This window comes from Marinibactrum halimedae, from assembly GCF_021234875.1.
GTDB lineage: Bacteria > Pseudomonadota > Gammaproteobacteria > Pseudomonadales > Cellvibrionaceae > Marinibactrum > Marinibactrum halimedae.
Genome location: NZ_JAJQVM010000017.1, coordinates 75,677 through 89,015 on the forward strand (window position 1 = coordinate 75,677; position 13,339 = coordinate 89,015).

Annotated in this window: 10 protein-coding genes; 9 read left to right on the forward strand and 1 reads right to left on the reverse strand. The window is 47.3% G+C overall.

The annotated features are described in order from the left end of the window. The first annotated feature begins 128 nt into the window (after positions 1-128). Together clpB and LU351_RS11325 are read left to right on the forward strand one after the other, a co-directional pair. Complete coding sequence (gene clpB, locus LU351_RS11320) at positions 129-2,756, forward strand: ATP-dependent chaperone ClpB (protein ID WP_232594182.1); 2,628 nt, start codon at positions 129-131, stop codon at positions 2,754-2,756. A gap of 466 nt (positions 2,757-3,222) precedes the next feature. Then, positions 3,223-4,074 carry a substrate-binding periplasmic protein gene (locus LU351_RS11325; protein WP_232594183.1) on the forward strand — a complete coding sequence of 284 codons (852 nt, stop codon included), beginning with the start codon at positions 3,223-3,225 and terminating at the stop codon, positions 4,072-4,074. 49 nt (positions 4,075-4,123) lie between these two features. On the opposite strand, the gene LU351_RS11330 is transcribed toward LU351_RS11325, so the two are convergent. Next, complete coding sequence (locus LU351_RS11330; RefSeq protein WP_232594184.1) at positions 4,124-4,603, reverse strand: NUDIX domain-containing protein; 480 nt, start codon at positions 4,601-4,603, stop codon at positions 4,124-4,126. Between the two features lie 514 nt (positions 4,604-5,117). Between LU351_RS11330 and mraZ the strand changes: the two genes are divergently transcribed. The 7 genes from mraZ to mraY all read left to right on the forward strand — a co-directional run bounded on the left by mraZ (position 5,118) and on the right by mraY (position 13,332). Beyond that, the gene (gene mraZ / locus LU351_RS11335) at positions 5,118-5,561 is read left to right on the forward strand and encodes a division/cell wall cluster transcriptional repressor MraZ (RefSeq protein ID WP_232594185.1); all 444 of its coding nucleotides are present in this window, start codon (positions 5,118-5,120) and stop codon (positions 5,559-5,561) included. Positions 5,562-5,907: 346 nt separating this feature from the next. Further along, positions 5,908-6,840 (forward strand): 16S rRNA (cytosine(1402)-N(4))-methyltransferase RsmH, encoded by a 933-nt coding sequence (rsmH, locus tag LU351_RS11340; RefSeq protein ID WP_232594186.1) that lies wholly within the window; start codon positions 5,908-5,910, stop codon positions 6,838-6,840. A 55-nt stretch (positions 6,841-6,895) separates the two neighbouring features. Beyond that, positions 6,896-7,198 carry a cell division protein FtsL gene (gene ftsL, locus LU351_RS11345; RefSeq protein ID WP_232594187.1) on the forward strand — a complete coding sequence of 101 codons (303 nt, stop codon included), beginning with the start codon at positions 6,896-6,898 and terminating at the stop codon, positions 7,196-7,198. A gap of 144 nt (positions 7,199-7,342) precedes the next feature. Further along, positions 7,343-9,238, forward strand: coding sequence for a peptidoglycan D,D-transpeptidase FtsI family protein (locus LU351_RS11350; protein ID WP_232594188.1), 1,896 nt, complete (start codon positions 7,343-7,345; stop codon positions 9,236-9,238). Next, positions 9,235-10,863 carry a UDP-N-acetylmuramoyl-L-alanyl-D-glutamate--2,6-diaminopimelate ligase gene (locus LU351_RS11355; protein ID WP_232594189.1) on the forward strand — a complete coding sequence of 543 codons (1,629 nt, stop codon included), beginning with the start codon at positions 9,235-9,237 and terminating at the stop codon, positions 10,861-10,863. The genes LU351_RS11350 and LU351_RS11355 overlap by 4 nt, the downstream gene beginning before the upstream one ends. After that, on the forward strand, positions 10,856-12,247 hold the full coding sequence (locus LU351_RS11360) for a UDP-N-acetylmuramoyl-tripeptide--D-alanyl-D-alanine ligase (RefSeq protein ID WP_232594190.1): 1,392 nt from the start codon (positions 10,856-10,858) through the stop codon (positions 12,245-12,247). Before LU351_RS11355 ends, LU351_RS11360 begins: the two co-directional genes overlap by 8 nt. Before the next feature lie 2 nt (positions 12,248-12,249). Then, complete coding sequence (gene mraY / locus LU351_RS11365; protein WP_232594191.1) at positions 12,250-13,332, forward strand: phospho-N-acetylmuramoyl-pentapeptide-transferase; 1,083 nt, start codon at positions 12,250-12,252, stop codon at positions 13,330-13,332. Positions 13,333-13,339: the final 7 nt, after the last annotated feature.

Below are 13,339 nucleotides of genomic sequence, written 5' to 3' on the forward strand. Positions count from 1 at the left end.
CAAATTAGTCGCTTGTATTTTGAACCGTCCATCCCCATTTCATTTTCAATAGACAGTGAAACACGTTTCAATAACACCGGCTGGTGTGTCTTTGTGCGGCACACACAGCGTCTCTATTGGAGTGGCCAATGAGAATCGATCGTTTAACGAATCAACTGCAAGTGGCATTAGCCGATGCACAATCTACTGCTGTAGGTCGTGATCACAATCAAATTGAACCGGCCCATTTATTATTGGCCATGCTTGATCAGCAAGGTGGGTCGGTAAGACCGTTGCTGGCTCAGGCGGGCTTTGATGTCACAGGACTGCGCAATGAATTAAATAAAAAGTTAGAGTCATTTGCCCGCGTGCAAAGCCCGACAGGTGAGGTACATATGTCGCCTGAACTTGGTCGGTTATTAAATTTAGCCGATAAGCAAGCTCAAGCCAGTGGGGATAAATTTATTTCCAGTGAGTCGGTCTTAATGGCCAGCTTTAACGATTCGAATAATGTATTGGGAGCGTTACTGAAAAAATTTGGAGACGAAAATCGTTTAAAAGAAGCCATTGAAAAAGTGCGAGGGGGCGAGACTGTTGATAATGCCGATGCCGAAGGCAGCCGGCAGGCTTTGGAGAAATTTACGATTGATTTAACGGCGCGCGCTGAGGCGGGGAAATTAGACCCGGTGATTGGTCGGGATGATGAAATTCGTCGAACAGTACAAGTACTGCAACGCCGAACAAAAAATAATCCCGTTTTAATTGGTGAGCCTGGCGTAGGTAAAACCGCCATAGTGGAAGGTTTGGCACAGCGTATTGTGAATGGTGAAGTTCCTGAGGGGCTTAAGAACAAACGATTGTTGTCGTTGGATTTGGGCTCACTATTGGCGGGCGCTAAATTTCGCGGAGAATTTGAAGAGCGATTAAAATCGGTGCTAAAGGAATTGTCCAAACAGGAAGGGCGCATCATTTTATTTATTGATGAATTGCATACCATGGTGGGCGCCGGTAAAGCCGAAGGTGCAATGGATGCAGGGAATATGTTAAAGCCTGCCTTGGCTCGTGGTGAGTTGCATTGTGTGGGTGCAACCACTTTAGATGAATATCGGCAATATATTGAAAAAGATGCTGCTCTTGAACGTCGTTTCCAAAAAGTGGTGGTGGATGAGCCGAGTGAAGAAGATACCATTGCCATTTTACGCGGGTTAAAAGAAAAATACGAAGTGCACCACGGTGTGGATATTACCGATAGCGCCATTATTGCTGCTGCGAAGTTGTCACAGCGCTATATTACTGATCGCCAATTGCCGGATAAAGCCATCGATTTAATTGATGAAGCGGCTAGTCGTATTCGAATGGAAATCGATTCTAAGCCCGAAACCATGGATCGTCTGGAGCGCCGTTTAATTCAGTTAAAAATTGAAAGAGAGGCGGTAAAAAAAGACGATGACGAGGCATCAAGAAAGCACCTGATTAAAATCGATGAAGACATTAATACCGTCGAGCGTGAATACGCCGACTTAGATGAAATTTGGCGTGCAGAAAAAGCTGCATTGCATGGCTCTCATGAAATTAAAAGTACATTAGAGCAAGCGCGATTTGATTTGGAGGCAGCACGTCGGGCGGGCGATTTGGGCAGAATGTCAGAGTTGCAATATGGCATCATTCCAGATTTGGAAAAGCAATTGGATATGGCCGCCCAAGTGGAAATGCAGGAAATGACGTTGTTGCGCAATAAAGTGACGGATGAAGAAATTGCAGAAGTGGTTTCAAAATGGACGGGCATTCCGGTGGCTAAAATGCTTGAAGGTGAAAGGGAAAAGCTATTGCGTATGGAAGAGGGATTACATAAACGCGTGATTGGTCAGCGTCAGGCAGTGGTTGCGGTGGCTAATGCCGTACGGCGTTCACGAGCCGGTTTGGCAGACCCCAACCGCCCTAATGGCTCGTTTTTGTTTTTAGGGCCAACCGGTGTAGGGAAAACCGAATTGTGTAAAGCGCTCGCGGAGTTTTTGTTTGACACCGAAGAGGCGATGGTGCGCATTGATATGTCTGAGTTTATGGAAAAGCATTCTGTTGCACGTCTCATTGGTGCACCTCCAGGGTATGTGGGTTATGAAGAGGGGGGGTATTTAACGGAAGCGGTTCGGCGTAAGCCCTATTCGGTCTTATTGTTGGACGAGGTGGAAAAGGCCCACCCGGATGTATTTAATATTTTACTGCAAGTGTTAGAAGATGGCCGCTTAACAGATGGTCAGGGCCGTACAGTGGATTTTCGTAATACAGTGGTTATTATGACGTCCAATTTAGGGTCGGAAGCTATTCAAGAGTTGTCTAAGGCGTCGGCGAATGACGAGTCCTTCCAGGAAGAGGGGCAGGCACCGGTAAATGAGGCTATTAAAGCGGCTGTAATGGAAGTGGTTGGGCGTCATTTTCGTCCAGAGTTTATTAATCGTATTGATGAAGTAGTTGTTTTTGATCCGTTAGCACAGTCGCAAATTCGAGGTATTGCTGAGATTCAGCTTAAGCGTTTGCATCAACGTTTGGCAGATAGAGAATTGACGCTGGAGGTGAGTGAGGCAGTGATGGATAAAATTGGCGCAGCTGGTTTTGATCCAGTATTTGGTGCTCGTCCGCTAAAACGTGCGATGCAGCAGTTACTTGAAAATCCCTTGGCGGAAAAGGTGCTCGCTGGAGAATATGTTTCTGGTGATTGCATTGTACTCACATTGGATGAAAGAGAGAATCTTCAATTTGAAAAGCGTCGCACTCATTAAGCGGTTTTAAATGCCATAATGTTTCCGATTTACGTTTCTTAAATCGGAAAATATTTTACAGTTCAAATTTTAATGTAAAAATAAAAAAGCCAGAAAATGCTGGCTTTTTTTTGTGATGTGTTACTTTGAATTTTGGGTTTTCTTGCTTCTCATTTTTAGTAAAATTTGGCGCGTATTTTCTTTTCTGGGTTTTGGGAGGGGTGCGTTTAAATAACGTCAGCGTGTGATTAGTGTGATGCTATAATTAGAATACATTCATTTTTTGTAAGAAAGTATTCCGACTTTTTATTATGTTGCTAAGTGGTTAGTGTTTTCAGTTTAGAGCATTGTTCATTTTTATTATTGAGGTGTTACTTTTTAACGATTTCATCCTTCAATAATGCTGAGATGGATTTAGTGCCGGCGGCTTGAGTGCTGAATGATCGCATGGTGTCAATTGTAAACAGGGTGAAATAGGTTGTAGGGTTTGTTATTTATCGGTAAATCAATGATGTTGAAAGTTGTTGTGGTCTTAGTGCTGAGTATCATTACTTTGTTTACTAAGGGGCAAGATGTGGCTTCTGGATCAAATCGATATTTAGTCCAGGATAAAATTATCGTCGCCACAGGGGATTGGCCACCGATAACTGCTAAATCTGGTTCAGATAAAGGATTGGCGTCTGATGTTATGATAGCCGCTTTTGCGGCGGTGGGTATTGCGGTAGACATTAAGTTTATGCCTTGGCGCCGTGCAGAAATTGAATTGCAAAATCAAAAGGTGGAGGCTGTTTTTCCTTATGCACCAACGGTGGGGCGTAAGGAAAAGTTTCTCTTTGGTGATCCGATCATTTTTTCGAAAACACAATTTTTTAAACTTAGATCACGCCATGATGTTCAAATAAAGACATTAAAAGATCTTTCCGCTTACCGCTTGGGGGGGGTGTTAGGTTATTTTTACCAAGAAGAGTTAGATATATTTGGTATAAATGCTTTTTACGCAACGAAAGATATTTATAATTTGCATAAGCTAAAAACCCGTCGTATCGATTTGTTTTTAGCGAATGATTTAATTACGTGGTCGATGATTCACAAAGTGTATCCAGAATCTACTGATGATTTTGTTGCACTAGAAGCACCGTACAGTGTTAACCCATTGAGTTTGATGTTTCGCAAGGAAGACGACCTGTCTTTGCATTATCTAATGAAATTTAATGAGGGATTGTCTCTTATTCAGCAAAGTGGATTGTACGCCGAACTTTTAGACAAATATGGGTATGATTTGAGCTATTACACTCGACCAGTGGAAACCTTGAGTAATTTTCACTCTGTATTACCTTAGCGCACACGGTCTACCCTATCTTTTTGAGTTTCCTCTCTTGTCTCCCTTTCTATTGAGCGCTTCCTTGGTAAATTTTCTCCCACTGTTGTTGTTGAAAGTGCGCTTTCAGCGTTTTGGGGTAAAACTCGATGTTGTGGAGTTCGTTTAGGGGGTGCCAAGTTAAGCCAATTTGGTGTTTATCTGGACAGAGTGGTGTACTGGTGGTGAGCGCTTTTGCCCAGTCTGTTTTTGGGGGGTGGGTTTTCGGCCAATAGGATTGTACGTAGATTTCAATTTGATGAAATCCCGAGGGAAGCCGTTGAGATTCGTATCGGTCAGACAAAATCTCACGCACCAAAATAATGTCCCCAAAGGGAAGTTGGTAGCCAAGCTCTTCTTGCATTTCACGCCTAAAGGCTTCTTCTATTGTTTCATTTTCTTCCACCCCACCTCCTGGCGTGGTGTGCCATACGCCGTAAGAGTCTTCGTAGCGGCACAGAAGTAAGTGGTTATTTTCTATAACAATGGCTCGAACGGCGACTCTGGGCAAAGGTGGCTCTCCTTTTCAAAGGGCGAAGAAGATCATAAAAGGGCGAAGAAGATCATAGTAGACGTGAGTAAACTTAAGGGTACGAGCTTTCGTCAGAATATTCTTTCTGTCATCTTATATAACTGAATAGTCATTAATCATAAGAATTCTTAGATTAAATCTGTCTTTAACTTAATGTGATTAATTAAGTCCAGTCCCTATTACCTTGTTTTTGTGTGTTAGTTAACAACCAAAACATATCTTGATTCAATAATTTTAAGGTTTTTTTACGACCAGCTCCCGAAGTCACTGAGACAAAAGGATTGGGCCAACTTGACTTCTCTCCAATGCCACATATAGTGTGCAATAGTGGTAAAAAGTGGGTGAATGTGGAAGTTTGTGGTTTTTGGGGTGGGGCAAGTGTTTTAACAAACAGACCTGCCTAGGGGTAATTTAACTTCGAAATCTCTCGGTATTTGACTCAATGCGTATGGTTCGCAGTGGCTAAATTCCGCAGGGGGCTTGGTTTAAACGAATGTTTCTCGGAAGTCACGCCATCAACATGGATGCCAAAGGGCGTCTGGCGATACCGACGCGCATCCGCGAATCGTTGGTGGATTGTTGCGAAGGTAATTTAGTGATTACCGCCCATACCGAAGAGCGCTGTTTGTTGGTGTATCCCGAACCTCAGTGGTTAGAAATTCTTCCCAAAATCGAGGCATTACCCAGTTTCAATAAAGTGGCCAGAAGAACGCAACGCTTATTGATCGGTTATGCCTGCCCACTGCAAATGGATGGCAATGGCAGAGTATTGCTGCCGCCGACATTGCGTGAGTATGCCGGCCTAGAGAAAAAATTGATGTTAGTCGGACAAGGTAAAAAGCTCGAATTATGGAGCGAAGACCGTTGGGTGAACTGGCTCGATGAGTCAGATGATGACGATGTCATTCCAGAAGAAATGCAGTCGTTATCTTTGTGAGTCGTTATTTTTGTGAGTCGTTGTTTTTGTGAGTCGTTGTTTTTGTGAGGTGCCCCATACCGATGGGTTAGCTTGGTGTTTCATTGCTGAGCTGAAAGGGATATCTGTTCCACCTTTTGGGGAGGTGGGACGTGTGTGGGGTAACTTTTGTTTGTTAACGAATCGTTTGTTCGGCGAAGTTTAGGGAACTTTGCGTAATGAGCAATCACATCTTTGTTAATTTTTGATAAATGCTCCTTTCCTTGATGCGTAATGTGGGGGGAGTGAAACAGGCTGTATGCGTTTGATTTGAATGCTGCCGCTGGTACGTGAACGCTGAGTAACAGCGATGGCAGTAGGAGAAAACATGTCTCAAGAGCAGCACTACTCAGTATTGCTGACAGAGTCCGTTCAGGCCTTGGTGCAAGACCCAGATGGTTTTTATGTGGATGGCACATTTGGTCGTGGTGGTCATAGTGGCCTTATTTTAGAGCAGTTGTCTGAAAAAGGGCGGCTGTTGGCCATCGATAAAGACCCAGAAGCGATTGCAGTCGCTAAGGCTCGGTTTTCCGGTGATGAGCGTTTTGAGATCGAGCATGGATCTTTTGCGCAATTGGACACCTTTCTTTCCAAAAGAGAGTGGAGCGGGAAGGTTTCTGGTGTGTTGTTGGACTTAGGGGTGTCTTCCCCTCAGTTGGATCAGGCAGAGCGTGGGTTCAGTTTTTTAAATGATGGCCCTTTGGATATGCGCATGGACACCACTCGTGGCATGAGTGCAGCAGAGTGGGTAAATAGCGCCGAAGAGTCAGACATTAGCTGGGTACTTAAGCAATATGGGGAAGAACGCTTTGCCAAGCGAATGGCGAGAGCCATTGTTGAAACACGGGCGAAGCGACCTTTCACTCACACGAAAGCGCTGGCAGAGGTCATCGCTAAAGCTAATCCGGCATGGGAAAAGGGCAAGCATCCGGCGACTCGTGCCTTTCAGGCCATTCGGATTCAGGTGAATGGCGAGTTGACGGATTTAGAAAGTGTTCTGAGCCAGTCCATCGAATCACTGAAGGTGGGGGGGCGCTTAGTGGTGATTAGTTTCCACTCGTTGGAAGACCGCATGGTGAAGCGCTTTATGCGGCGACAGGAGAAAGGTGACCCATTGCCAAAAGGCTTGCCGGTTATGGATTCGCAATTGAACAAACGTTTGAAAACATTGACGCGAGCAGTTAAGGCTAGCGATGAAGAGCTGGCGGAAAACGTCCGGTCACGCAGTGCGGTAATGCGGGTTGCCGAGAAATTGGCTTGAACCAATTTATCGTTGTTTGAGAGGGCATTTTGACGTAGTGGACGGTAAAAAACATATGACGACAGAGCCGGAAAAAAGACGCTATGGCTTACTCGCGCTGGCCTCTCTTGTGTGGGTGGGTATGTTGGTGTCGGCCTTAACGGTTGTCAGCACTACCCACCGTAGTCGTTTGTTATTGAATGAGCTGGAAACCTCAAGACGTCACAATGCAGAGCTGCAAGTGATGTGGGGGCAATATCTACTGGAGCGCAGTACCTGGGCGGCCTACAGCCGAGTGGAGAAGTTGGCAACGGAAGAGCTGGATATGGCACTGCCATCTAACGACAGCATTGTTATTGTTTCGAAAAACGGTTTCTAGGGAGAGCCAGATAGCACCAGTGAAAGAGCGCATCTGGTTGTGGCATCCAGTGGTTATGGCATCCAGTTGTGGAAAGTACGGCGATAGGAAATACAACGATAGGAAATACAACGATAGAGAGTATTTAGTGACAGAGAGCACCCAGTGACAAAACAAGCGACGAGCGCTAAGCGCGAACGCAAATCGAAAGTTGAAAACGCGAGCGGAGCCCTTGGGGGTTCTGCTCGCTCGCGTTTGCCTGATCCGGTGCGTGTACCTCGTTGGCGTTTTTACAGTGTGGCTGTGGTGTTGGCGGCATTAGGGTGCGTAATCGGTTGGCATTTGGCCAGCATACAGGTATTGCCCGGTACTGAGCGGGGCTATGAGTTTCTTCAGCATCAAGGTCAGGCGCGTACATTGCGCTCAGAAAAAATCAATGCTTATCGAGGACTTATTACCGACCGCAATGGTGTTCCAATGGCTGTGAGTACGCCATTGTCATCACTTTGGGTCAATCCTCAGATTTTGAATAACTACCAGGATCGCTGGGGTGAGCTTGCCAAGAATGTGAGAATGAAGCCCGCAGCCCTAGCCGATAAGCTGCGTCGTTACCAAAGCAAAAGCTTCATGTACCTGTCTCGTCATCTTCCGCCTGCAGAGGCTGCACAGGTATTGGATCTCAGAATCCCTGGTGTTTATGCCCAAGAGGAGTATCGCCGCTTTTACCCCTCTGCCGAGGTGAGTGCGCATTTGGTTGGTTTTACCGATGTGGATGATCAGGGTCAGGAAGGGGTGGAGTTGGCCTTTGATGACTGGTTATCGGGTGAAAGCGGTGCCAAGCATGTAGTGAAAGATCAGAAGGGCCACACCATCAAAGAGGTGGGGTTAGTGAAATCGGCAGAGCCAGGCAAGAGTCTGCGTTTGAGTGTGGATATGCGCCTGCAGTATCTAGCCTATCGTGCCCTAAAGCAGGCGGTGGCTGATGAGAACGCGAAGTCGGCATCTGCTGTGGTGTTGGATACCCGCACCGGTGAGGTGTTGGCGATGGTCAATCAACCCTCTTATAACCCGAATAATCGCCGCAATATTGAGGTTTCCGCCACTCGTAACCGGGCCATTACCGACCAGTTTGAGCCTGGTTCGACCATGAAGCCATTTAGTGTGATGGCGGCAATGGAGGCCGGTGTGGTGACGAGATCGACGACGATCGATACCACACCAGGGTATGTGCATATTGGCGGTAAAACCTTCTTAGACCCAGTGAATTATGGCGTGATGGACTTGACCAAAATCATTACTAAATCCAGTCAGGTGGGTACCACCAAAGTGGCGATGAAGATGGATCCCAATGATATTCGGGATATGTATTTCAGAGTGGGGTTGGGTCAATCACCAGGAACTGGGTTTCCGGGTGAAGCCGTGGGTCAGCTGCCTTCTTACAACCGTTGGGCGAAAGTCGTCCACGCTAATTATTCCTTTGGCTATGGCTTTACGGCGTCGGCATTGCAGCTGGCGCAAGCCTACAGCGTAATTGCCAATGATGGAGTGAAAAAGCCTGTGTCTTTGTTGCAGGTGGAGAGCGAACCCAGCGGTGACCAAGTTATTCCTCGCCCTGTGACACAAGATATGAAATCTATGCTGGCTACCGTCACGGAAAAAGGTGGCACCGGCACTCGTGCTGCGTTGGAGCACTATAAAACGGCAGGTAAATCGGGCACGGCCCACATGGTCGGGAAGGGCGGTTACGCTGATGATCGATATCGTTCCTTTTTTGCGGGTTTTGCCCCGCTGGATGATCCAAGAATTGTGGTGGTTGTGACGATTCAAGAACCCCGTTCGGGTAAATATTTCGGGGGTGAAGTGGCTGCGCCGGTCTTCGGAAAAATTGCCGAGGGTGCATTGCGAGTATTGAATGTCGCGCCAGATGCCCAGGTGGTAGAAGAACATCGAACCGCAAAGCGCTCACAACCTTCTGGCCAGCCCTCTTTCTTTCAACAGCCCCCTTTCATTCAAGATACGAAAGTAGACATTGATCGCTTGCAGCCGGAGGTAGTGCTATGAATGCCGCATTAAGCCTGAGTTATCGGCCATTGCAAGCGTTGTTTACTGAATCGCTGCCGGAGCTTGCGGGTGTTTTGCAAGTGAATCAGTTGGTGAGCGACAGTCGCTGTGTTCAACCCGGCGCCGTATTTGTGGCATTACCAGGGCTGAAAGTGGATGGCCGTGACTTCATTAGTCAAGCCGTGTCTGCCGGAGCGGTGGCGGTATTGTCAGAGGTGCCCAAAGGTGAGTCTTTGGCTGTAGTTCAGCATTCTGACTATGTGGAAATTCAATACCCAGCGTTGAGTCAGCGTTTATCCGCCATTGCTGCCCGATTTTACGGTAATCCCGTGGCTGATTTGTCGGGATCGGGACAACAAAATGGGTTTCGAATGTTTGCGGTTACCGGCACCAACGGTAAAACCACCTGCAGTCAGTTGTACTCGACGTTACAACAAGCATTGGGTATGCCTTGTGGTGTTATAGGCACGATTGGCTATGGCATGGCAGGTCAACCAGCTGTGGAGACGGGCTTTACCACCCCGGATGCCATCACTAGCCAAGCGCTGGTACGTGAGTTGATCGACCAAGGTGCGAATGTGGTGAGCGTGGAGGCGTCTTCCCATAGTTTGGCTCAGCATCGGTTGGATGGGATGCCGATTTCCACAGCGTTATTCACCAATCTTACCCGCGATCACTTGGATTATCACGGTGATATGAATACCTACGGTGATGCCAAAGCCCGGTTATTTATGTTGCCGTCGGTGCGTCATGCCGTCATCAATGTGGATGACCGATTCGGAGCGAGTTTAGCCAATATGCTGTCTGCTGTCGGGCAGCTCGATAAGGTGGTGCGCTTTAGCATTGTCGATGATGCGGCTGTTTCTGCATCAACAGAAAAAACGGATGTACGTGTGAAGGCAGCACGGTTCACCGACCAGGGTATTACGGCAGAATTGATGACCCCTTGGGGTAATGGCCAGTTAGTCACAAAATTGATTGGCCCATTCAACTTGAGCAATTTGGTGGGTGTTATCGCAAGCCTTGTCTGTGATGGCGCTGATTTTCATCATGTTATGTCGTTGATACCGTCGCTCAAACCTGTATCTGGTCGAATGCAAGTGCTGAATCATGAATTGAGTTCGGCTTCGAAAGGGCTGTCTGAAAAGAGGCTACCTGGAGTGGTGGTGGATTATGCCCATACCCCTGATGCTTTAGCGCAAGCGCTAAAAGCCATACGCGTCCATACCGAGGGCAAACTTTGGTGTGTCTTTGGTTGTGGCGGAGACAGAGATACCGGCAAGCGTCCGCAAATGGGGAAGATTGCTTCTGAGTTGGCCGATCATGTGGTGATTACCAATGACAACCCTCGGTCTGAATCACCCGAGGTCATTGCTCAGGATATTGAGTCGGGCGTCATTAATTCATCTGTTCAATTAAAAATAGAGTTAAATCGTGCCAAAGCAATTGAGGAAGCAATTCGTCAGGCGAATGAAAAAGACATTGTTTTAATTGCGGGCAAAGGACATGAAACCTATCAGGAGGTTGCTGGTGTGCGCACTCATTTTAATGATGTCGAAGTCGCAACCCAAGTGATGAACGCCTTATCTTCAAGGTTTGCCAATGGAAGCCAGAGTCATGATTAGGCCTATCACTTTATTGGAGTTATCTACCGTATTGCAGGGCCGTTTATTGGCACCGGAAGTCGTAGACAGTACAGAAGTGGCTTCCAAAACGGTTACCGGTGTGAGTACCGATACTCGTGCTATTGAATCAGGCAATGCTTTTGTTGCCATAACTGGTGAGCACTTTGATGGTCATCAATATGTGAATGTGGCGGCAGAAAAAGGCGCGGTTGTAGCGATTGTCAGTGAGCATCAATCCACTTGCTCGCTCCCACAAATTTTGGTGGATAACACCGTTGAGGCCTATGGAAAGATTGCTCAGTGGCATCGGCGTCAATGGCCTCACGCTCTTGTCGCAATTACCGGTAGCTGTGGGAAAACCACAGTGAAAACGTTATTGGCCAGTATCTTTCGCCAGTGTGGAGAGACATTGGCGACAGAGGGGAATTTTAATAACCACATCGGTGTGCCTAAAACCCTCCTCAATCTCTGCGAGCATCACGAATTTGCCGTAGTAGAAATGGGCGCCAGCGCCGGGGGGGAAATCGGTTATCTCGTGAATTTAGCCGAGCCACAGGTGGCCATGGTGAACAATGTAGTACCCGCCCATATGGAAGGTTTTGGTTCGGTTGATGCCATTGCGGTTGCGAAAGGGCAGATTTATGACGGCCTAAGTGATGATGGTATTGCCGTAGTGAACTTGGATGACCATTACGCCGGGCAGTGGCTGGAAAAATTGGGTGAAAAGAGTTGGCTGGGCTTCAGCCTAGAGGATTCAAAGGCTCACTTTTATGCCAATGATATCGAACTAGATGAGATGGGTAGGCCCACCTTTCAATTAATGGGAGTGGCGGGGCGTGCTCGAGTAAAGCTTCCGTTATTAGGTAGTCAGAATGTCGCTAATGCACTGGCGGCAGCGGCGTGCGCCCATGCTATTGGTGCATCGCTTGAGGCCATCGTGAAAGGGCTTGAAACCGTTTCAGAAGTAAAAGGCCGATTATCGGTTTTACCAGGTTTGTCTGGGGCAGAGGTTATTGATGATGCTTACAACGCCAACCCCGGTAGTGTGAAGGCCGCCGTGGATGTGTTGTCAGAATTTAAAAAGAGACGCATTTTCGTGCTCGGAGATATGGGTGAGTTGGGCGACCAGGCTGAAGAGATGCACCGCGAGGTCGGTCGTCATGCGTTAGAAGTCGGAATCAGTCAGTTGTTTACGGTGGGTGAACTCACTGCCTTCACTGCTCAAGAGTTTGGCTCTGAGAGTACGCATTTTGACGATCAAACAACGTTAATTACAGCGTTAAAAGAGCAACTCAGTGAAGACGTTGTTGTGTTAGTAAAGGGGTCTCGAAGTGCACAGATGGACGCAGTTGTGCAGGCGATCACATCGAGTGAGGGTAACTGAGCATGCTGCTTTGGCTGGCTGAGTTTTTAGAACAATACATTAATGGTTTTTCGGTCTTTCAGTACTTAACGCTGAGGGCCATTTTGGGCGTATTAACGGCACTGAGTATTTCATTAATGCTGGGCCCGTGGATGATTCGTCGATTAAACCAATTACAAATTGGGCAGGCGGTAAGAGATGACGGCCCACAAAGTCATCTGAGTAAGTCCGGTACTCCCACCATGGGTGGCACTTTAATTTTGGCGGCCATTTTTATCAGTGCGCTGCTGTGGTCAGACTTATCCAACCGTTATGTGTGGGTGGTTTTAATCGTGACGGCCATTTTTGGGGCCGTTGGTTGGGTGGATGATTACCGTAAGGTGGTTGAACGAAACTCCAGAGGTTTACCAGCAAAATGGAAATACTTTTGGCAATCCATCGGTGGTATTGGTGCGGCGTTTTTTTTGTATTACACCGCTGAGGTTCCCGCTGAAACACAATTGTTTGTTCCGTTTTTCAAAAATGTCGCATGGGATTTGGGGCCGTTTTACATCGTGCTCACCTATTTCGTGGTGGTTGGCTCCAGTAATGCGGTGAATTTAACCGATGGGTTGGATGGCTTGGCCATTATGCCATCGGTCATGGTGGGCTCAGCGTTGGGTATTTTGGCTTACGCCGTGGGTCATGCGGAATTTGCTAACTATTTGCACATCGCCAATATCCCCGGTGCCGGTGAATTGGTGGTGTTTTGTGCGGGGCTTGCTGGAGCAGGGCTTGGGTTTTTGTGGTTTAACACCTACCCCGCACAAGTATTTATGGGTGATGTGGGGGCGCTCGCGCTGGGGGCTGCACTGGGCATTATGGCGGTTATTGTGCGACACGAAATTGTCTTTTTCATTATGGGCGGCGTATTCGTGATGGAAACCGTGTCGGTGATTTTGCAGGTGGGATCTTACAAATTAACCAAGCGACGTATTTTTCGTATGGCACCACTGCATCACCATTTTGAATTAAAGGGTTGGCCAGAGCCTCGGGTGATTGTTCGTTTTTGGATTATCACTGTCATGCTGGTGTTGTTTGGGTTGGCTACGTTGAAGTTGAGATAGGCGTGAA

What these genes read in the sequence shown, in the direction of transcription:
- clpB (WP_232594182.1), top strand. Translation starts at nt 129, where the DNA reads ATGAGAATCGATCGTTTAACGAATCAACTGCAAGTGGCATTAGCCGAT.
- mraZ (WP_232594185.1), top strand. Translation starts at nt 5,118, where the DNA reads ATGTTTCTCGGAAGTCACGCCATCAACATGGATGCCAAAGGGCGTCTG.
- rsmH (WP_232594186.1), top strand. Translation starts at nt 5,908, where the DNA reads ATGTCTCAAGAGCAGCACTACTCAGTATTGCTGACAGAGTCCGTTCAG.
- ftsL (WP_232594187.1), top strand. Translation starts at nt 6,896, where the DNA reads ATGACGACAGAGCCGGAAAAAAGACGCTATGGCTTACTCGCGCTGGCC.
- LU351_RS11355 (WP_232594189.1), top strand. Translation starts at nt 9,235, where the DNA reads ATGAATGCCGCATTAAGCCTGAGTTATCGGCCATTGCAAGCGTTGTTT.
- LU351_RS11360 (WP_232594190.1), top strand. Translation starts at nt 10,856, where the DNA reads ATGATTAGGCCTATCACTTTATTGGAGTTATCTACCGTATTGCAGGGC.
- mraY (WP_232594191.1), top strand. Translation starts at nt 12,250, where the DNA reads ATGCTGCTTTGGCTGGCTGAGTTTTTAGAACAATACATTAATGGTTTT.